This is a genomic window from Thalassotalea sp. LPB0316 (genome assembly GCF_014898095.1).
Classification (GTDB): Bacteria; Pseudomonadota; Gammaproteobacteria; order Enterobacterales; family Alteromonadaceae; genus Thalassotalea_G.
The window spans coordinates 96,084-115,863 of the sequence record NZ_CP062946.1; the positions used below are offsets into that span (position 1 = coordinate 96,084).

At 40.7% G+C, this 19,780-nt stretch carries 19 protein-coding genes; 12 read left to right on the plus strand and 7 right to left on the minus strand.

Features of this window, described 5'->3' with window-relative positions:
- Window positions 1-88 precede the first annotated feature (88 nt).
- The gene (locus LP316_RS00440; RefSeq protein WP_193022160.1) at window positions 89-850 is read left to right on the plus strand and encodes a SapC family protein; all 762 of its coding nucleotides are present in this window, start codon (window positions 89-91) and stop codon (window positions 848-850) included.
- Between the two features lie 56 nt (window positions 851-906).
- Here the strand turns inward: LP316_RS00440 and LP316_RS00445 are convergent, their stop codons facing one another.
- Together LP316_RS00445 and LP316_RS00450 are read right to left on the minus strand one after the other, a co-directional pair.
- Window positions 907-1,374: a methyltransferase family protein gene (locus tag LP316_RS00445; protein ID WP_193022161.1), complete on the minus strand. Its 468-nt coding sequence runs from the start codon at window positions 1,372-1,374 to the stop codon at window positions 907-909.
- Between the two features lie 37 nt (window positions 1,375-1,411).
- The gene (locus LP316_RS00450) at window positions 1,412-2,014 is read right to left on the minus strand and encodes a glutathione S-transferase family protein (protein ID WP_193022162.1); all 603 of its coding nucleotides are present in this window, start codon (window positions 2,012-2,014) and stop codon (window positions 1,412-1,414) included.
- A 416-nt stretch (window positions 2,015-2,430) separates the two neighbouring features.
- Between LP316_RS00450 and LP316_RS00455 the strand changes: the two genes are divergently transcribed.
- Window positions 2,431-2,682, plus strand: a complete 252-nt coding sequence (locus LP316_RS00455) for a hypothetical protein (RefSeq protein WP_193022163.1) — start codon at window positions 2,431-2,433, stop codon at window positions 2,680-2,682.
- A gap of 47 nt (window positions 2,683-2,729) precedes the next feature.
- Window positions 2,730-3,356 carry a uracil phosphoribosyltransferase gene (gene upp, locus LP316_RS00460; RefSeq protein ID WP_193022164.1) on the plus strand — a complete coding sequence of 209 codons (627 nt, stop codon included), beginning with the start codon at window positions 2,730-2,732 and terminating at the stop codon, window positions 3,354-3,356.
- 42 nt (window positions 3,357-3,398) lie between these two features.
- Here upp and LP316_RS00465 read toward each other — a convergent pair whose 3' ends face one another.
- Window positions 3,399-3,599: a hypothetical protein gene (locus tag LP316_RS00465; RefSeq protein WP_193022165.1), complete on the minus strand. Its 201-nt coding sequence runs from the start codon at window positions 3,597-3,599 to the stop codon at window positions 3,399-3,401.
- Between the two features lie 76 nt (window positions 3,600-3,675).
- Complete coding sequence (locus LP316_RS00470; RefSeq protein ID WP_193022166.1) at window positions 3,676-4,563, minus strand: aspartoacylase; 888 nt, start codon at window positions 4,561-4,563, stop codon at window positions 3,676-3,678.
- A 269-nt stretch (window positions 4,564-4,832) separates the two neighbouring features.
- On the opposite strand from LP316_RS00470, the gene LP316_RS00475 reads away from it, so the two are divergent.
- From LP316_RS00475 to LP316_RS00485, 3 genes are all read left to right on the plus strand, one after another.
- Window positions 4,833-5,282, plus strand: coding sequence for a hypothetical protein (locus LP316_RS00475; protein ID WP_193022167.1), 450 nt, complete (start codon window positions 4,833-4,835; stop codon window positions 5,280-5,282).
- Window positions 5,283-5,552: 270 nt separating this feature from the next.
- Complete coding sequence (locus LP316_RS00480; RefSeq protein ID WP_193022168.1) at window positions 5,553-5,804, plus strand: type II toxin-antitoxin system Phd/YefM family antitoxin; 252 nt, start codon at window positions 5,553-5,555, stop codon at window positions 5,802-5,804.
- Window positions 5,794-6,081, plus strand: coding sequence for a type II toxin-antitoxin system RelE family toxin (locus LP316_RS00485; protein WP_193022169.1), 288 nt, complete (start codon window positions 5,794-5,796; stop codon window positions 6,079-6,081). Before LP316_RS00480 ends, LP316_RS00485 begins: the two co-directional genes overlap by 11 nt.
- A gap of 133 nt (window positions 6,082-6,214) precedes the next feature.
- Here the strand turns inward: LP316_RS00485 and LP316_RS00490 are convergent, their stop codons facing one another.
- The 3 genes from LP316_RS00490 to LP316_RS00500 are packed head-to-tail and all read right to left on the minus strand — an operon-like array spanning window position 6,215 to window position 11,195.
- On the minus strand, window positions 6,215-10,309 hold the full coding sequence (locus LP316_RS00490; protein ID WP_226960768.1) for a cobaltochelatase subunit CobN: 4,095 nt from the start codon (window positions 10,307-10,309) through the stop codon (window positions 6,215-6,217).
- 2 nt (window positions 10,310-10,311) lie between these two features.
- A complete protein-coding gene (locus tag LP316_RS00495; RefSeq protein ID WP_193022170.1) occupies window positions 10,312-10,665 on the minus strand; it encodes a DUF2149 domain-containing protein in 354 nt (117 codons plus the stop codon).
- Window positions 10,666-10,667: 2 nt separating this feature from the next.
- The gene (locus tag LP316_RS00500) at window positions 10,668-11,195 is read right to left on the minus strand and encodes a MotA/TolQ/ExbB proton channel family protein (protein WP_193022171.1); all 528 of its coding nucleotides are present in this window, start codon (window positions 11,193-11,195) and stop codon (window positions 10,668-10,670) included.
- A gap of 213 nt (window positions 11,196-11,408) precedes the next feature.
- On the opposite strand from LP316_RS00500, the gene LP316_RS00505 reads away from it, so the two are divergent.
- From LP316_RS00505 to LP316_RS00530, 6 genes are all read left to right on the plus strand, one after another.
- On the plus strand, window positions 11,409-13,586 hold the full coding sequence (locus tag LP316_RS00505) for a TonB-dependent hemoglobin/transferrin/lactoferrin family receptor (protein WP_193022172.1): 2,178 nt from the start codon (window positions 11,409-11,411) through the stop codon (window positions 13,584-13,586).
- Between the two features lie 190 nt (window positions 13,587-13,776).
- Window positions 13,777-15,018, plus strand: a complete 1,242-nt coding sequence (locus tag LP316_RS00510; protein WP_193022173.1) for a multifunctional CCA addition/repair protein — start codon at window positions 13,777-13,779, stop codon at window positions 15,016-15,018.
- Between the two features lie 124 nt (window positions 15,019-15,142).
- The gene (locus LP316_RS00515; protein ID WP_193022174.1) at window positions 15,143-16,399 is read left to right on the plus strand and encodes an HlyD family efflux transporter periplasmic adaptor subunit; all 1,257 of its coding nucleotides are present in this window, start codon (window positions 15,143-15,145) and stop codon (window positions 16,397-16,399) included.
- A 153-nt stretch (window positions 16,400-16,552) separates the two neighbouring features.
- Window positions 16,553-16,741, plus strand: a complete 189-nt coding sequence (locus tag LP316_RS00520) for a hypothetical protein (protein ID WP_193022175.1) — start codon at window positions 16,553-16,555, stop codon at window positions 16,739-16,741.
- A 101-nt stretch (window positions 16,742-16,842) separates the two neighbouring features.
- Window positions 16,843-17,532 carry a CPBP family intramembrane glutamic endopeptidase gene (locus tag LP316_RS00525; protein ID WP_193022176.1) on the plus strand — a complete coding sequence of 230 codons (690 nt, stop codon included), beginning with the start codon at window positions 16,843-16,845 and terminating at the stop codon, window positions 17,530-17,532.
- A 12-nt stretch (window positions 17,533-17,544) separates the two neighbouring features.
- Window positions 17,545-19,680, plus strand: a complete 2,136-nt coding sequence (locus tag LP316_RS00530) for a peptidase domain-containing ABC transporter (RefSeq protein ID WP_193022177.1) — start codon at window positions 17,545-17,547, stop codon at window positions 19,678-19,680.
- The last annotated feature ends 100 nt before the right edge of the window (window positions 19,681-19,780 follow it).

Below are 19,780 nucleotides of genomic sequence, written 5' to 3' on the forward strand. Positions count from 1 at the left end.
AAGCGACTACTCAAGATAAACTCACTAATACAGCGTTAATTAATCAATAAAATAAAGCATAAAAAAAGAAACAATTTCAGAGACAACTATGGAAAACCTAGCCCCTTTATCACCACAAAACCACAGTGCACTTTTCTTAAAAGAAGGTGTTGATTTCCCAGCGATTAAAGCAAAGCGCAATGCCATGGTTATGGTCAGTGAATTTGCTGTCGCCTCAACCAGTTACCCATTGTTTTTCATCAACAATACGGCAACCAATCAACTCGAAGCGATTGCGTTAATGGCACTTGATAGCCACAACGTCTTTTTCCCACAGGAAAATGCCTTAAACATCGCTTATTTACCAAAGAGCTTATCGTTATTACCGTTCCAAGTTGTTGCCGATCCAAACAACCCGAATCGCGTTGTGCCGCTCATTGATACCAATTCAAGTTTATTGTCGATGCAAGAGCAAGAACAAAGTGCAAAATTGTTTAATGACGACGGTAGCCCAACAAACACCATTACTTCAAAACAAGAAGCGATGCGTGAGTTGTACCAGCACGAAATTACCACGATTGAGTTTATCAATCAGTTAACACGCTTAAACCTACTTAAAGAGCTCGACTTAGAAGTGACTTTTTCAGGTGGCGAGAAAACAACGATCAAAGGCTTATTCACCATCAAAGAAGAAGCATTGGCGAACTTAACGGCTGAAGACAAAACACTGTTCGAGCAGCGCGGTTACATGCCAGCGATTTATGCGATGTTAGCATCACTGAGCCAAATGAACCGCATGCTACAACTTCACAACCATCAGCAACCAGCGAATTTAATTGAAAACTTACAGTTTAAGTTAGCAAGTAATTAGTCAGCCAATGATTAGCCGTGCCCACTATTATCACTAGGATGAGCGCGGCTTAATTATTACAACCAACGGCGCACTGTCGCCATATAAGTTTGATACTCTTGGCCAAATATTTTGCCCAGTGCCTGCTCTTCAGCGCTAATTTGAAACTTGTTCATGTAGAGCATAAAGGCAGGAATAAATAACATTAAAAAGGTATGCCCTAGGTACGTTGCCCAGCATATTAAGATAAACACAAAACCAACATACATCGGGTTTCTCGATAAACGGTAAACGCCGGTATTGACCAACTGAGAGCTCGATTCAGGCGACATCGGATTAACCGTGGTTTGCGCTTTTCTAAACGCCAGTACGCCAGCCAAACAAAAATAGCAGGCTAATAACAAGGTAACACCAATACCTACTGCTCGATACAAGGTTAATTCAAGACTACCACCTGCCAGAGCACTGGCGATAAACATCAAGACAGCAAAGATAACCACTAATGCTAGTGGTGGAATTTTCAAGGTAAGTGGATGTGATTTCAAAAGTGCTCCTTATTGCACAAAGATCATTATTAATAGATTATTGCGTCATCGCAACATAGCCATCAAGTGCTTCAATACGCTTAAACCAGTTAAGCATATTGGGGTAATTGGTTAAATTAAACCCCCCTTGATGAGCGACATGGCTATAGGCGTAAAGTGTGATATCTGCCACGCTGCACTCGTTACCAATAAGGTATGGCGTTTTAGCCAATTGCGCCTCCATCACACCAAGTGCTTTATAGCCACCTTGGTGTTTAGCTTTATACTCTGCAACTTTGTCGTCTGGTAATCCGAGATAAAGTTGAATATAGCGAGCTACGGCGATATAAGGCTCGTGCGAGTATTGCTCAAAGAACTGCCATTGCTGCACTTTAGCTAATAGCTTGACGTCACTCGGTAAGAATTTAGAGTCCTTTGCTAGATAATTTAAAATCGCATTAGATTCAGATAAACACCAGCCAGTAGAGTCAACTAGTAGCGGAATTTTACCATTGGGATTCATCGCCAAAAACTCAGGGGTATGAGTCTCATTAGCTAAAATATCAACGTTATGCCACTGATGCTCAATGTTTAACAGGTGGCATAGCAACTCAATTTTGTAGCAATTACCCGATCTTTTATCTCCATATATATCGAACATGAACATTCATCCCTTTTACTCTTTTATTGTGCTAAAACAAAGCGCTATTGAATGACACCGCGATGCACGTACAATAGCGATACCTATACCAAGTGAATTAAATATTTAATCACTCAGCGAGATTTAAAAGGCTTTTAGGCACAGGTTGTAAGTTCCAGACACAACCTAAGTACCTACATCCATGTAGGCAAGGCTTTGATTGCCGATAATGGTTATTCCCTTATCAAAATCAGTAACGAAGCATAAAAGTCTTTTAAACTCGCCCTTGGGAGCTCGTCAGAAAAGTGATAATTTCGCAAATTTATTTGATGGAGAATGCTACATCTGCATAAATTTCCTTTATTCTAACTTCCCTGACGCAGCTCTGAGTTGGTCAAATATTTATTTCAATTGGTATCACCTTTTTACCACAGACGATGGCAAAACCGAATAAAAAAGCCCCGCAAAAGTCTGTCGATATTTATTGTCAAAAGTGCCGAGCGCAACTTTTTCAGTACAAAAAAGGCGGTAAAGGGGCGCTAATAAAGTGCTTTAAAGAGCGTATTACCAAAGACTTTACTGAGGTTGAAGGCGTTTGCCCAAACTGCCAAAGCCAATTCGCCCGTTCAGGTTTGGTAAGGGGCACACCGGCGTTAAAAATTATCGGCAATAAAGCGTTTGCTAGGTAATCTATATGCTAACATCTAATCAATCGAATCAAAGTTAAGGAACACTTATGGCCATTCACGAAATTAATCACCCCTTGGTTAAACACAAAATCAGTTTAATGCGTGCAGATAGCCTGAGTACTCGTGATTTTCGTCAACTCGCCGCTGAAGTTGGTAGCTTACTGACTTATGAAGCAACCAAAGGATTGGCGCTTGAAGAGTACACCTTTAAAGGTTGGAATGGCGATATTACAGGTCAACGGATCAAAGGGAAAAAAGTAACGGTTGTACCTATTTTACGCGCAGGTATTGGCATGCTAGATGGCGTGTTAGAGCTGATTCCAAGCGCACGTGTGAGTGTGGTGGGTTTATATCGCGATGAGGAAACCTTAGAGCCCGTCACCTACTTTAAAAAGTTAACCTCAAGTATCGACGATCGCTTAGCCCTTGTTGTTGACCCCATGCTAGCCACAGGTGGTTCAATGGTTGCAACAATTGATATTTTAAAAGAGGCTGGCTGTAAAAATATTAAAGCATTGGTTTTAGTGGCTGCGCCTGAAGGCTTGAAAAAGATGCAGGCAGCGCATCCTGATGTTGACATTTATACGGCGGCAATTGATAGCCACTTAAATGAAAATGGCTACATTATGCCGGGTTTGGGTGACGCGGGCGATAAAATTTTCGGCACTCAATAAAAGAGGCAAAGTGCCTAAAGCGCTGTTATTACACCAATTGAATTACTTGGTACTTGATAGCGCGCGTTCTAGCTCTATTTGAAAATCATCACAGTATAGTGCTTCACTGAGCTGTTCTTGCTCAATGTAGCTCATCGCGTCGTCGAGTATTTGATGAATCTCTCGATACTCTTGCTCGCTATAAGTGTTATTGACAAATTTAACGATCAGCTCATACAAACGCTTGTAAGTTGCTACGTTCATAAAGCCTCCAACAAATGAAAAGCGTCTTATGAGTGTAGTTCAATTACCAAGGTTCAGCGATTAAATGAATTTTTCCCTATTGAGTCGTAACTGTTATTTTCTTAGCTAACGACATTGCTAGGTTATTATCATAGTAGGCCGCTTCATTGATAAAATGCGGGTAAGCCTCGTAGTCACCTTGATAGCAAACTTCACCACCATCAAACAAGGTAAAGATAGGGTCACCCTTCACTAGCGGTTTAAAATCTTGATCTTGAACATTTTTGTGAACCATACCAATGCGCTCACCGTTTTCATCTTCTGGCAGCTTTAAACTTTCAATGTAACGATAAGCGGTATAAGTTTCTGGCAAATCGTTAACTGCTTGCTGATTAAATAACACAACAAAGTCTAAAATGTGTTGAGTCATATTTTCCATGTGATCTAAAACGTCTTGGCGAATAACCGATTGCGGCTGAGGGCCTATTTCAACAATTACCCCTTGCGGCGCAACAGATGCTAAAAAGTAATGTTCTTCAAGGCTAATTTGATCTTCAAAAACAATCACCGCTTCAGGCATTTTTGCTAAAACATAAGCGCCGAGCTGACGGTTAAACAAATCTGATTGTAGTAAAATAAGGGTTGGCCCCATATTCGAGGTGGTATTGTGCAGGTCGATAATAAAATCAGATTTCGCATTACCTTTTGGCCCTAATTGGCCATTGAGCACTTTTGCTCGACTTTGCTCGTAGTTAGTCAGAGAGTTGTCAGCCAGATCACGAGCGATAAACTGTCGGTTAAGATCACAATCGATATAGCGTTTATTCTCTTGGTGAGCCTTGGTATTCGCAAAAACAGTTTCTATTTGCAGGCCATGACGAGCGAGTAATTCAGGGCGTTTTTGCCACTTTTTCAACAAATAAATACCACTAAACTCATTGCCATGCGTGCCGCCTACTACCGCCACTTGCTCAATTTTTGCCATTACTCAACCTTACCTCTACATAGTTCACTACTGTGTAGTTTACGTAAATCTTGGCAGTTAACTAGTATTAGTTGTTATAAGCTAGAAAAAACATCAGTAAATACTTTTTTGGGGTCAGAGTTTGCTAACTCTGACCCCCGAATAGCAATATTACCCTTACCTTTTACAGATTAGTAACTAATTGAATTATTGTTTATTTCTGGTAGTTTCGTGAGATAGTCGTGGGCGGGTATTAGTGAACCGTCCACATAATGTACGTTAGGTGAATTATGTTAAAACTAGTATTTACAACTATTTTAATCTTATTTTGTTATGAAACTCATGCTGTTTGCTTTGATCCTAAAACATGGATTTCTGGTTATAAAATACCCTTGGAACAAGAAATTGAAGAGAGCAAAGCTATCATTATAGGGGAAGTAATCAAAGAAGAACGCATTCATGACATACCGAATGATCCAGAATTTTACTCAGCCATTCATTTCACTATTCGGGTAGAACAAACATTAAAAGGCGATATAGAAGATGAGATTATGATCAAAGAAACGCTTGATAGTAGTCGTTATGGATTATCGTTAAATGAAAAACATATCTTGTTTTTATATCCCGACAAATACGATGAAAATTTTGATTACTCTGTAACTAGTTGTGGTAACTCCTCCTTATTACCTGAAGGAGAAGGTGTTGTAAATTCCATTTTGACGCATCTTAAAAGTAAATAATGCTCAACAATCATGAAGTTCACCTAGCAAGAGAATAAATAGTGATTCACTAATTGATAAATGGTCATCTCATAGATGGACATCTATGGCTGTGTAAGTCTGTTTGATGAGCCCATTAAGTGAAAATACTGCTATCAACTTGCTCGGTTCCATCTATCGCTAAAAGCATAACCAATCCCTGTATGAGCGCATTGGTAAATTTAATTATGGCTAAATCACTTAATTAGTTCTAAAATAAGCCCTAAATTTAGTACTTAATTGGTGATTATTATGAGGCAAGTTCTAGCCGATTGTTCAGCGAGTATTTCTGAACTAAAAAAAAATCCGACAGCTTTACTTAATGAAGCCGATGGTGCTGCGATCGCAATATTAAATCACAATAAGCCTGCGGCATATTTAGTCCCTGCAGAAACCTATGAGTGGCTTATGGAGGTTGTTGATGATTATGAGTTAGCAAAAGTAGTAGAAGAACGCCGCCAAGACCTATCGGATGCCATTGAAGTTAATTTAGATGACTTATAAATTAAAGTTTATACCTGCGGCTAAAAAGGAGTGGGACAAACTAGCTGAACCACTTAAAACACAGTTTAAAAAGAAACTAGCAGATAGGTTAGAAAATCCACACGTTCCATCGGCCAAACTGAGAGGCTATGAGTCCGTTTATAAAATTAAACTACGCACCGCTGGTTATAGATTAGCTTACGAAGTCATTAATAATGAAATCGTAGTTTACGTTTTAGCTGTTGGTAAACGTGATAAAAACGCCATTTATAAAAAGTTAGCGTCAAGATCAATATAGTCGCGATATAGTAAGGAGCTAACGCCGACAATTACTCATTGTCATGGTTTAGGCAAAAAAAAGCGGTAATAAATTACCGCTTAAACATGAACCCACAAGTGATCAGTGTGGGGTTTTCTCAAGGGAGAGAACTTTAGGCTGCTTGTTTTAACGCAACCGATTGGCGCGTTAATTGAGCAGGCTTAGGCTTGGTTAGCCAGTCATAACCAAAGCCGAGTAAGAAGATCGCGAGCAATAAATAAAGTGCCGTATAATCTTGCTCGATTTCTTGGCTTTGCACTTGCTCTTCAAGTTTTTGACCCGTTACTTGTTGAGAAGATTGCTGTGCCTCAGTAGCCTGTGGATTAACCGCTGCATTAGCCATAGCATTAGCTAGCGCTTGTGAAAGTGGCGTCATACCAAAACCAGCCGCAGTGGCATCCATATATTGATTGAATTTTTCGTTTTGCGAGGCAACATCAAACTGGGCAGCAATCTCGGTATAAGTTTCAACCATTTTCTGCACCGTTTGCTCATCGGCTTGCCAATAGCCCTTGCGAACTGCTTCTAACATGCGCTCTAAAATTTGCGCAAGTGATTCAGGATTAGCTTGTTCGAAAAACTCACGCATATCCATTTGGTATTTGTCTTCAACGTAAACTTCAAAGAACTCTTGCCATTGGTCGTCGCGAATCGCCTCTGGTGTCATCACTTCCCAACCCCACATGTTATTCATACGATCGAGAATGGCGGTGGCACCGGCGTAACCTGAATCTTGCATCGCTTTTATCCAACGCGGGTGGAAATAGCGAGAGCGCATTTCTTGGTTAACAAACTCATCAAGTGTTTGGCTTTTGAGCTGATCTTTTTTACGTAAATTTGATACGTACATCTCAGGTGTTTGACCATCTAAATAGCGCACGGCAAGGCCAATGCCACCAAAATATTGGAATGGATCATCGTTTGTCATCAACGCATAAAGATTGGTTGAGCGCGAGAAAATCACACCATCAGTGCCAGATAGCACTTTGTTGTATAAGCCCTCGCCGTCACCAAAGGTATCACCAACATTTTCCGACCAACGCTTTTCATCGTAACCAAACGCGTAGCCCATGCGATCGAGATATAAGTTAGCGAGTTTGTCGTCTGACTCCCATGTATCCGATGCCAACGAGCTTGCCGCTAACCCCGTACCATAGTTACCGGTTTCATTTGAAAAGATGCGAATTGACGATAGGTAATTGGCGTCTTCTTCTGACTTTCCTTTATCTAGTAACTCTTGTTTTAACGCATTGGCGTGGCGATAAACAAAGTTGTTGTCTTCTTTCATTTTCGCCACTTTATCTATCGCTTTAGCCAGCCATAACATGACATTAGGAAAGGCATCTCGATAAAGCCCTGTTGCCGAAATTACCACGTCGATACGCGGGCGATTTAACTCATTCATCGGTATAACTTCGGTGTCAATAACATTGCCTTGATTATTCCACTTTGGCTTTAAGCCTAACGCGTGAAGAATTTGCGCTTCAAGCGCGCCTTGATGGCGCATGGTTTCTAACGACCACAATGAAAATGCCAGTTTTTCAGGGTACTTGCCGTGTTTTTCTCGGTAGGCATCAATGGTTTGATTCATTAATGTAACGCCGGCTTGATAGGCTTCTTTTGATGGCACTTTCGCAGGATTAAAACCAATTAAGTTGCGGCCTGTCGGCGCAGCTTCTGGGTTGCGGATCGGATCGCCACCGTAGCTCACTGGAATGTAATTTCCCTCTAGCGCTAAAAGTAAGTTTTTGATTTCGCTAATATCTTGAAAGTTATCCCAATAGGTTTTAGCTAGCGCTAGATCTTGACTCAACTGTTCATCAAGTGAAGTTAACGACTCAGGGTTGGTAATGTAGCGATTTAACAATTGAAAACCGTCTAACGCTTCAAGGTTTTTGACATTACGCTCATCAAATTGCTCAGCTTCAAGTACTGCTAAACCGTGTTCTATCTCATAAGTTTTTGCACGAGCAGTAAAGTCATCACCAAGCATTTGCAACATCGTTGAGTATAAATGCGCTTCAACCGGCAGCTCGCCAAAGGTGTGAATACCTAATGGCTGACTCATTTGAGCCAAGGCGTTGAGGTGATCTTGAAGGCGGGCAACTTGATTATCAAAATCGTTAACTAGCTCGCTTTCACTAATAGATAAATCGTTGAGCATATTGAGCTTGACTGCCATCGCGACAATTTCTTGTTGCGTGTTGGCTTTGGTTTGACCTTGATCAAGCATCATATAATTATTAATTTTCTCACTTAAATCGGCAACTTCAACATATAACCCAGCCTTGGCAAAGCCCGGTGTTAAATGGCTGATCATGGTTGCGCGGCCACGGCGTTTAGCCTGCATCGCCTCGCCAACGTTATCAATAATATAAGGATAAAATACTGGCTTGTTGCCAATCGCTAAACTCGGCGCATCATACACTGATAAACCACGCTCTTTGCCGGTTAACCATTCTTGCGAACCATGGGTGCCAAGGTGAATAAAAGCATCGGTACCAAACACTTCACGAGCGAATAAATAAATCGCCAAATAGCTGTGGTTAATCGGTGTTTTGGTTGAGTGATATAACGAAGTGTGCTCTTTTTGCGTTTCGCCACGCACACCTTGAGGTAGCACAATCATATTGCCTAAGTTCATCCGCGGAATTACAAACGCTGGCACTGTTTCACCGTTGATTTGAGCATCTCTCAGCATAGCGCTTTCTTCAGGCTTTCCCCAGCGCTCAACAATTGGCGCGGTTACGTTTTCTGGCAAACTATTAAACCAAGTTAAGTAGGTTTGTAAGGGTAAATACTGTGCTAAGTCTTGTGCAATTAACGCTTCGGCATCTTCACCGCGATAGTACGGGCGAAGTAATTTACCTGCAGATTCAATGAGATATTCACTGGTTTTAACATCGATGTTATAGCCTTGTGCTTTCATTGCCACGGCAATTTGTTCTATTGAAGAAGGTACATCTAAAAACGCTGCGCCGATGTTTTTCTCACCCGGTGGGTAATTCCAAATAAAGGTCGCAATCTTTTTATCTTGATTAGCAATATGTGTGAGGTTTGCGTGACTAAAGGCACGTTCAACCAAGGCATTTAATTGGTAGTCAATCGCCACTTTTTCGCCATTTTGATTGGCGGCAATAATGGTTGGATCAGCGCTACCAGTATCTTCAGGCATGACTAAAAAGAATGGCGTTAACGATGGCGATACACCGGCGTGATCAGCTTCAAATTGTGCCTGGTCGCCCTCGGTATAATTTAATGCATGTAATACCGGCACGCCGAGCTTTTCAAATTCGGCTCTGCGCTTTTCCACATAATGCAGTGAGCGATAGTTGATCAGTAAATTAGCCCTTGGCTCACCGTTATCTGTCATCAATAAGTCAGTGTAATTAAGTGCGACATCATTACCTTCAAAGAAGAAACCAAACGCTTTGCCACCTTTGTTTTCAATACCTTTGATGAGCTGGTCGACAATTTGCTGTTGTTCATAATCAACCACACTGCGGTGCATGCCTATGGCGATCACCACTTGATTTGGTTGCGAGTTTAAAAAGTTAAAAAACGCTGACTCGTCTGCCGTTACTTGGCCGTCAAATTCACTGTGATACAAGCCAACATCAGGGACGATAAATGGTGCTTTTGCATCAAATTCAGCCAGTGATAACACATCATCAGCAATAAAGTACATCATCTGTTGATAATTATAACGACCAGCGTTTTTGTAATACTGTCCTAGCTGATTGTGATGCTCCGCGCTTAAGCCTTGATTCATTTTTTCATTGGTTAAATCGCCCAATGAAATTACCGGCACATTTGGAAACTGGCTAAGCATAGGTTGATGTTTTGCAAACATAAACTGACTAAGCGCGGGGTTAATACCATCAAGTAAAATAAGGGCGGCGTTTTGCCAGTCGTTCGCGATATCTTCATCGCTTTTTCCCTTCGTTGAATAAACAACAAACTCAAATGGCTGCTCTGCCGCTAAGCTTTTTAACAATTCGCCTTTTGGCTTTGACGCATGCGATGACATCATTAACAACACTTGCGGTTTACCATTACCGTTAACTTCTTGGGCTTGGGCATAATTAACGATTAGCATCGCCCAAAACGTTGCTAATACAAGCGCTAGGCTTGACAGTACCGTAACTAAATAGGGCATCGCATTGACCAATGCGGTTGATAATTTTTCTTTTATCGCCTTAAACATGGTTATTTCCCTTCACCTGATTGTTGTTCTGCACTTTCTGCACTTTCATCACCTTCAGGCACATAAACAAAGCTGCCATCTGCCATTTTGTAGGCAACGCCGGCTCTCATGCCCTCTCCCGAGCCAATTTCACCGGTTGATTTATACTGTTTGATTTCTTTACCTTTTTTCACGATAACCTCCATGTTTGGCTTACCGGCATTTTTAACCACGGTGACATCGTCATCGTTAAATACATTGAGCGGATTTTGCGCCAGTGCAATCATTAAGGCGGCGATAATTACCAAAAATACGTCAACTAGGTTAACCGCGCTGACAATTGGGTTTAATTCTTCGTCATCATCTAAAAAGCGCACAATTAAGCCTCTTTAAGTTTGCGAATATTAATTAACTCATTGGCACACCAGCGTTTTTTAACCGATGCTGGCCAAAAGGTAATGGACGAAATCACTAAGCCCCAAATAACCGCAGCAAAGGCGATGATCAAGTTTTCACTGATACCTTGAATGTTACCGTCGGCTAATGCTTGTAGTGCTGGCCCCATCGGGATCATGGTGGCAATAAGCCCTAACATTGGCGCAACACGCGTAACAATGCGCAAGGTTTCAAGCTCTTTAAGCGCAACAACTTCAAGTTCGTCTTCGCTAGCATTTGGATTGTTCATATAGTAATTGTGAATTGGATAGCCTTGTAAACTACTCGCCTCTAATGAACTGATTTGGCGAATATAAGTAAGTTTGTTTTTGCGGCGAATAATTAGCTGAGCAATAAATCTACCCGCGCTAAACAAGGCATAAATCATTAGCAAAACAATCAGGATCAATACCGGTGTCATCAACAGGGTTGAAACCTGAGACATGCTTAATTCAATCATTTCAATGGTCATTTTTGTTGTTATCTCCAAACACTAAAAAACTAAGTTGGTGTAATTCACTTGTCGGCATTCTATAGAAAGTAAAAAACAATTACAACAAATAATAATTATTCTCATTTGTATTTACATTAAGTTTTTGATCGGATATGTTGTAAAAAGACGTTAACAAAGCGCTTACCAAATTAGCGTTTTCCAATTTTGTATATTGATAGGATTTAAAGACTCATGGTTAAGCACCATTTATCAGTAATTAGTGTGGCAATTGCCGCATCATTAGCCACTGGTTATGCAACCGCAGACGAAGTACCAGCCGTTGTATTAGACGACATGGAAACCATTACGGTTTCTAGTAAACGTGTTGATAAGCCTCTAAAAGATGTAGCGGGTAGTGTCTCAGTGTTAAGTGCACAAGACATTGAAAAACAAGTCGTTACTGATATGAGTCAACTGTTTAAATACGATCCTAGCGTTGAAGTGACGGGCAACGCTGGCCAGGCCCAAAATATCATTGTTCGTGGTATGGGAGGTGATCGTATTTTACTTATTAAAGACGGTATGCGGATGAATGAAGGCTATGGTGCTAACGGCTTAAATGACATTGTTGGCCGCGGTTTCATCGATACTGATACCGTTAAACAAGTAGAAGTTGCCAAAGGTGCTGCATCATCTTTATACGGCTCAGACGCCTTAGGTGGCATCGTTGTATTTACCACCAAAGATGCGAGTGACTACTTAGCTGAGGGCGAAGATTTTGGTGGTAAAGTAAAATTTGGTTATAACGCTATTAGCCAGCAATACACTGGTGGCGCATCATTAGCCCTTCGCACAGGCCAATTCGAACACTTACTTCACTTGACTAAACGCCAAGGCGAAGAGCAACAGAACTACTACGAAACTGAGCCTGCACTTGATATTGATTCACAATCACTGCTCTACAAAGGCAAATACCACCTTAACGATACTGACTATATTAGTTTCACTGCCGATTTGTGGAATCAAGAGGTAAAAGGTGATTATGCTTATGGTTTACTTGAGTATTTTCGTGATTTAGCTGGCTATACTGTGATTGAAGAGAACAGCACAAGTGAGCAAGACAATAAATCATTCCAGCTGCGCTATTTCTCTGAAACAGCCACGCCAATTTATGATGTATTAAGCGTTTCACTCTACCAAAACGACACGAAACAAACCGATATTGAATACGGCCAACTTGATATAAACGCTAACTTTGGCTTCCCTGTGGTTGAAATTCGCGACATGTGGAAAACCTCGGTTTACAGCCAAGATACGGTGGGCTTTTTATCGAACGCTAGCCTTAAAATAAACGATAGCCATACCCTAGGTTATGGTTTAGATATTGAAAATTCAGCATCAACCCGTACTGAAGTTAAGCTCTATGAAGTAGCCGGTGTAGCGAAACCGGGTTATCCGCAAAACACCGATAAATTCCCTAAAACCGAAGTTAAGCGCGCTGGTTTTTTCATCAACGATGAAATTAGCTTACTAGATGGCAAATTAACCGTTACCCCAGGTGCGCGATTCGACCAATACGAGATGACTGCTAACGGCGCACTAAAAGCAGATGGCAGTGCCTACAAAGATTTTGACGAAAGTAATGTCTCGTTAAATATCGGTGCACTATACAAGTTCACAGATACCATCGCCGCGTTTGCCCAGTATGGTCAGGGCTTTAAAGTACCGGCATACGACTTAGCTTATCTCGATCACGACAATTCCATCTACGGCTATAGAATTGTCCCGAGTGATGATTTATCACCTGAAGAAAGCGATACCTTTGAAATTGGCGTTCGTGGCCATCAAGGTGATTTATTTTTCAGCGCAGCCGTTTATTACAGTAAATACGACAACTTCTTATCGACCGAATTAGTTGATATTGAAAGCAGTATTAACCCATGGACCGGCCAACCATCAGATGTATTAGTATATCAATACCGCAATATTGACGCGGTTACTATCAAAGGTATTGAAGCATCGGTACGCTACCACTTAAACGATGAATTAGCAGTTTATGCTAACGCCGCCTATAACGATGGCAAAGACGACACCACAGGCGACTACTTATCAACCTTAACACCGTTATCAGGGGTTGTTGGTTTAAGTTATGCGCTAGACAGTGTCACTACTGATGTTGTTATCAACTGGGCTGATGATATGAAAAAAACCAACGAAGGGGAATTTGCAGCTGCCGGTTATGGCACAGTTGATGTGATGGTCAGTTATGACGTCAATCAAGATTGGCGCTTCAATGTCGCTGTTAATAACTTATTCGACAAAACATACATTAGGCAAATTGGCTTAAATGGCCACGCTAGCGATGCTAATTTAGAGAGCTTAACCGAAGCCGGCAGAACCATTGCAGCCAATGTTAGCTATCAGTTCTAACTATTAATTTAACCCTCTCCAAGCAGGTTCAGTTTGTAAGAGTAACCAGGCAAATCCAGGCACGCCTGCGTTATTGAGTCCTTACAAACTGAACCACCCCCTAACAATTTAACCCAAGTTCAGGTTATTTAATCAAATAACGATTAATATGGTAGAATGCGACCAATCCCCTTGATGTAACAAAGGATTTATGGAAGCGATATTAAATACCTATTTAGTTGGTGGTGCAGTGCGCGATGAATTACTTGGCCGCAAAGTCATTGAACGCGACTACGTTGTGGTTGGCGCAACCACGCAGCAAATGCTCGAACTTGGTTTTTCCCCCGTAGGTAAAGACTTCCCTGTTTTTTTACATCCTCAAACCAAAGAAGAATACGCATTAGCGCGGACAGAAAAAAAGCAAGGTGTAGGCTATCAAGGGTTTGTTTGTTATGCCTCCCCCGATGTTAGCCTAGAAGACGATTTAAAGCGCCGTGATCTCACCGTCAATGCCATGGCAAAATCTTCATCAGGTGACATTATTGATCCATTTAATGGCCAGCAAGATCTTGAAAACAGAGTGCTACGCCACGTCAGTGATGCCTTTGTTGAAGATCCACTGCGCGTACTTAGAGTCGCCCGCTTTGCCGCTCGCTATTTTGACTATGGCTTTAGTGTTGCCCGTGAAACCATGGCATTAATGGCTGAAATAGTAAATCGAGGTGAGCTTGAGCACCTTTCCGCTGAGCGCGTATTCAAAGAGTTTGATCGCTCACTTGCCGAAGATCATCCAGAAGTATTTATTCAAGTGCTCAAAGACTGCGGTGCACTTAAAGCGATTTGGCCAAGCTTAAATAAATTGTGGGGGATCCCAAACCCAGCCAAATGGCACCCTGAAATTTGTTCCGGCATTCACACCATGATGGTGCTGCAACGCGCTGTCGCATTATGCGCAAAGCCAGCCGTTAGATTTGCTGCGCTGTGTCATGATTTAGGTAAAGGACTAACCGACGAAGCGAAATGGCCGAGCCATCACGGCCACGAAAGCGCCGGCCTGCCATTAGTAAAAGAGATATGCCAAAAACTCAAAGTGCCAAAAAGCTATGAGTTACTCGCCTTGCAAGTGTGTCAATTTCATTTGCACTGCCACAAAGCGTTTGAGTTAAACCCCAAAACCATTTTAAAGATGTTCAATAGCCTCGATGTTTGGCGAAAGCCCGAGAATTTTGACGATTTTTTAATTGCCAACAAAGCAGATTTTCAAGGCCGAACCGGCTTTGAAGATCGCGACTACCCACAAGCCGATTACTTAAAAGCCTGTTTTGACGCTTGCCAAAAAATCACAGCTAAACCATTTGTTGAACAAGGCTTAAAAGGCAAAGAGATCAAAGATGCGATGAATGCTGAGAAAATTCGCGTGTTAACTCAATTAAAAGCCCAGCAGAAAAATTAAACCAAGTAATAACAATTGTTTACCCTCTAAAATAGCTAGAGGTAAAATATTTTTAAACGAATTATTTGATCTTGGTTAATTCTTGAACTAATTTTTTAGTCATCCAATATTCAAAGGAATGAATATGACTTTATTTAGGCAGGAAGCTATTGCTCATCAAAGTGAACGGTTAACGGGTGAAATTTCACTTGCCCAACCGCTATCTATCAAGCTTACCGTTGCATTACTCGTTGCTACCGCGATTGTCATTGTATGCTTTCTTTTTAACGCTCAGTATGCGCGCAAAGAAACCGTACGCGGTTTTCTAATGCCAAATAAGGGCGTGATCAAAAGCTTTGCCGGCCAAGGTGGCACAGTAGAAAAACTCTGGGTGAGCGAAGGTACGCACATTGAGAAAGGCCAACCAATTGCGACACTGATTTTACACAAAAATAGTAAAAATGGCGTTTCATTAAGCACCGAAATAATCGCCCAGTTAACTGAACAACGCACGCTAATTGATGATGAAATTAATCAATATAGCTTGCTTGAAGCGACTGAAAAACAAAACCTAACCACCCGAAAAACCGCACTATCGTTAGAAAAACAAGCACTAGAGCAACAACAGCTACTGGCTAACCAAAAACTAACACTACTTATCGAGCAATTAGCCGATATCGAATCACTCAAGCAAAAGGGCTATGTTGCCAAATTAGATGCCGAGCGCCATAAACAAGCATTGATCGACGCTCAGCAAGAAAAACAACAAGTCGATCGCTTGTTATTAAAACACGATAATCAATTGCGCCAAATAGACTTTGAATTGGCAAACTTACCCAGAGAATACACGCTAAGAGTTAATAACTTACGCCGACAAAAAGCCGATATTGAAAACCAATTAAGTCAAGTTAAAAGCAACTATCAGTATACGGTTACCGCAAGCCACGCCGGCACAATAACCGGTATTCAAGTCGTGGAAGGTGAAACCCTATCGCCATCTAAAGCCCAATCAAAACCCTTATTACATATCTTGCCAGAAGGCTCAGAGCTAGTTGCTGAGATTTTATTGCCAACGCGCTCAGCCGGGTTTATCGAGTTAGGCCAAGATACACGCCTGCGTTTTGATGCCTTTCCTTACCAACGCTTTGGCTTTATTGAAAGTGAAATCACCCGCATTGATCGGGCACTGATAGCCCCTAATGAAGTGCAACTACCAATTGCCCTGCAAGAGCCGGTATATCGATTGCGGGCGACATTAAATCAACAGCAAATAAGCGCTTATGGCAAAGCCTTTAACCTAAAAAGTGGCATGTTATTTCAGGCCGATATCATGTTAGAAAAACGCTCATTAATAGAATGGCTCTTTGAACCCATCTATAGTTTAAAAGGCAGGATCAGTTAAGTAATACGAAAAGGATTTCGGGTTTTGCTCTTCCAACCAATGAGCAAAATCTGGAAAAGGAGTGATTAGGCGTGCTAATCACACAATCGCTAACTCAATGACGAGTTAGTTATTCAAACCCGATATGAATATCGGATACAAGGAGAAAATATTATGCGTGAATTGAGCGTAAATGAAGTAGAAGCAGTAAATGGTGGTAATGATGAAAGCAAAGAGAAATCAAGTAAACCCAAAAGTAAATTAGCAAAGATAATTGCTGTAGGTGAAGTTATATATGATGAGCTTTCAAGTATTGATTGGGGAGACTCTATGGATGATCCTGATACAAATTTAGCGCCTTAGCTATAGATTAAAGCACTATCATCCTGATTGATAGTGCTTTCCATAAATTCAAATTAACTATAAATACTACATTTAAACTAAAATCCTAAAATGACGTAAAAATGAGAAATAAAGAAAATATAAACTGGAGTATTACGGAAACATTTTGGTTAGGCATTGGTATTGTTATAATGTCTACTATATTTGATGTAATCGCATTCAAAACATTAAACTCTATATCGATTAAAGTTGAAAATGCTAAGATAATAATGCAGATATTACATCAGTTATTTATTATTTTTTTACTGATCTTTTTAAAAACATGTAAAACCAAAGATAGTTTATTAAAGTACTTCGAGTTTAATAAAACACTCAAAATAAAGGATGTATGCAAATATTTCACAGCTTATTTTCTATTACTTGTCATCGAGTATTTTATAAGTAATTTAAACGCCGGTAGTTTTAATGACCTTTCTAAAGATACTACCTATTACACAAATGCTATTCCTTATTTTTTATTGATCGTATTAATAGCACCTATAGCAGAAGAGCTTTTTTTTAGAGGGTTCCTTTATAAAGGTTGGTGTGAAAATGCAAAAAACAAATACATTGGATATATTTCGATAAGCTTTTTATTTACTCTACTACATTGGCAAACATATGACCTTTTGGCACTAGCTTGGATTTTTCTTTTTTCTGTGTTCTTATGTCATATTAGAAATCACTCACAAACAATAACTGCCCCCATATTAATTCATAGCCTCAACAATTTAATTGGCTTTTTATCTTTATACATAAATTTTGAGTTTTAATCTGGTAAATTTATGTCTGAGCTACTATCATTTTCTCTAAGAAAAAAATTTCCTCCCCTAATCCTCCAAACTGAAGTCGCAGAATGCGGCCTAGCCTCATTGGCGATGATATTGTGCTACTACGGTCACGAAGTTGACTTACCCGCAATGCGCAAGCGGTTTTCTGCTGATTTAAAAGGCATGAACCTCCAGCAACTTATAGAACTAGCCGACTCATTAAATCTAGCAAGTCGCGCCTTGCAATGCCCTATTGATGAAGTCTATAAGCTTCAAACACCGTGCATTTTACATTGGGATATGAATCATTTTGTCGTCTTAACTAAAGTCAATGGTAAAGGCGCTAACGCGAAGTTTTCTGTTAACGATCCCGCCGTCGGCAAGAGAACGCTAAAACATGAAGAATTTAGCAAGCATTTTACGGGTATCTGTTTAGAGCTAACGCCAACCAATAAATTTGAGAAGAAAAAAGAAAGCGCTCAAATGAAGTTGTCACAGCTTTGGAGCTCAATGAGCGGTTTAAAAACAGGCTTGTTAAAACTCATTGGTTTATCTTTGGTACTTCAACTTTTCGCATTAATGTCGCCTTATTATATGCAGTGGGTGGTCGATGAGGTCTTAGTGAGTTTTGATCACTCACTGCTGACCATATTAGCACTTGGTTTTGCCTTGATTGCCATCATTTCAACGATTACCACAACCGTGCGTAGCTGGCTTATTTTACGGTTATCGAGTTTACTCAATATGCAAATGGGGGTGAATTTACTACGTCACTTGTTTCGTTTGCCAATGAGCTATTTTGAATCGCGCCATGTCGGCGATGTGGTTTCAAGGTTTGGTTCACTCGATCAGATTCGAGAGCGCATTACCACAGGTTTTGTTGAAACCTTAGTCGATGGAGTCATGGCGATTACCGTGCTAGTAATGATGGCACTGTACTCAATAAAATTAACCGCCGTTGTACTGGCTGCCATCGCCTTATATACCATAGTTCGTTTGGCGTTATATCGCCCGTTACATCAAGCTACCGAAGAAATGATCCAAAGCTCCGCTAAGGAGCAGTCAAATTTTTTAGAGAATATTCGCGGTATTCAAACCATCAAACTGTTTGCCAATGAGCCTCAACGCCAAGGTATTTGGCAAAATCGCTATGCCGAAGTGATCAACAATGAAATACGTTTAGGCCGGCTTAACATCAGTTTTGACGCCTTTAATAAATTGCTGTTTGGCTTAGAAAATGTGCTGGTGATTTACCTCGCTGCGACCATGGTGATGGCCAATAGTTTAACCGTAGGTATGGTACTGGCGTTTATCGCCTATAAAAATCAATTAACCTCGCGCTTTGCCAGTTTAATTGAACAAATTATTCAATTTAAAATGATGCGCTTACACCTTGATCGTATTGCCGATATCGCCCTCACACCAGAAGAATCTCATCGCGATGGCCAGCACATAACACAAGACTTTAAAGGCCAATTAAGCTTGGAAAACATCAGTTTTCGTTATAGTGACGACCAGCCAACAATTTTAGAAAATATCAATCTAACTCTATCTGTTGGTGATTCTATTGCAATCACCGGCCCATCGGGCGCAGGAAAAACTACTTTAATGAAAATCATGCTCGGGCTACTACAACCAAGCTCGGGTAAAGTGTTGTTAGATGGTAAAGATATCAACCATATTGGGCTAACGAACTATCGCAAAAATATTGCTGCCGTGATGCAAAACGACACCCTACTCGCCGGCTCTATCGCTGACAACATCTGCTTTTTTGACCCTCAACCTAATTATTTAAAAATAGAGCAATGTGCTCACTTAGCTGCGATCCATGAAGATATTGAACAAATGACTATGGGCTACAATTCACTCGTTGGCGATATGGGATCAAACCTCTCCGGTGGTCAGATTCAGCGACTATTATTAGCTCGCGCTTTATATCAATCACCTTGCGTATTGTTTATGGATGAAGCCACTAGCCACCTAGACAAATCGAATGAGGCCAAAATCAGTGAACAAATCAAACACCTCACGATGACCCGCGTTATGATAGCCCATCGCCAAGAAACAATTAGCATGGCAGATAGCGTATTGGTTTTACAAAATAAACAACTGATCGAGTTGACATCCCCTGACAAAAAAACCGCAATTTAATTAACCAACAACAAGTGGTTAATAAGCAAAGAAAAGGTGCGTTTTATTAACAAAAAATTAACCATAAAACAATTGTGGTTAACTTGGATTTATCAATTTT

Coding starts and splice junctions, on each gene's coding strand:
- LP316_RS00440 (WP_193022160.1), top strand. CDS start 89: ATGGAAAACCTAGCCCCTTTATCACCACAAAACCACAGTGCACTTTTC.
- LP316_RS00450 (WP_193022162.1), bottom strand. CDS start 2,014: ATGTTCGATATATATGGAGATAAAAGATCGGGTAATTGCTACAAAATT.
- LP316_RS00455 (WP_193022163.1), top strand. CDS start 2,431: ATGGCAAAACCGAATAAAAAAGCCCCGCAAAAGTCTGTCGATATTTAT.
- upp (WP_193022164.1), top strand. CDS start 2,730: ATGGCCATTCACGAAATTAATCACCCCTTGGTTAAACACAAAATCAGT.
- LP316_RS00465 (WP_193022165.1), bottom strand. CDS start 3,599: ATGAACGTAGCAACTTACAAGCGTTTGTATGAGCTGATCGTTAAATTT.
- LP316_RS00470 (WP_193022166.1), bottom strand. CDS start 4,563: ATGGCAAAAATTGAGCAAGTGGCGGTAGTAGGCGGCACGCATGGCAAT.
- LP316_RS00475 (WP_193022167.1), top strand. CDS start 4,833: ATGTTAAAACTAGTATTTACAACTATTTTAATCTTATTTTGTTATGAA.
- LP316_RS00480 (WP_193022168.1), top strand. CDS start 5,553: ATGAGGCAAGTTCTAGCCGATTGTTCAGCGAGTATTTCTGAACTAAAA.
- LP316_RS00485 (WP_193022169.1), top strand. CDS start 5,794: ATGACTTATAAATTAAAGTTTATACCTGCGGCTAAAAAGGAGTGGGAC.
- LP316_RS00490 (WP_226960768.1), bottom strand. CDS start 10,309: ATGTTTAAGGCGATAAAAGAAAAATTATCAACCGCATTGGTCAATGCG.
- LP316_RS00500 (WP_193022171.1), bottom strand. CDS start 11,195: ATGACCATTGAAATGATTGAATTAAGCATGTCTCAGGTTTCAACCCTG.
- LP316_RS00505 (WP_193022172.1), top strand. CDS start 11,409: ATGGTTAAGCACCATTTATCAGTAATTAGTGTGGCAATTGCCGCATCA.
- LP316_RS00510 (WP_193022173.1), top strand. CDS start 13,777: ATGGAAGCGATATTAAATACCTATTTAGTTGGTGGTGCAGTGCGCGAT.
- LP316_RS00515 (WP_193022174.1), top strand. CDS start 15,143: ATGACTTTATTTAGGCAGGAAGCTATTGCTCATCAAAGTGAACGGTTA.
- LP316_RS00520 (WP_193022175.1), top strand. CDS start 16,553: ATGCGTGAATTGAGCGTAAATGAAGTAGAAGCAGTAAATGGTGGTAAT.
- LP316_RS00525 (WP_193022176.1), top strand. CDS start 16,843: ATGAGAAATAAAGAAAATATAAACTGGAGTATTACGGAAACATTTTGG.
- LP316_RS00530 (WP_193022177.1), top strand. CDS start 17,545: ATGTCTGAGCTACTATCATTTTCTCTAAGAAAAAAATTTCCTCCCCTA.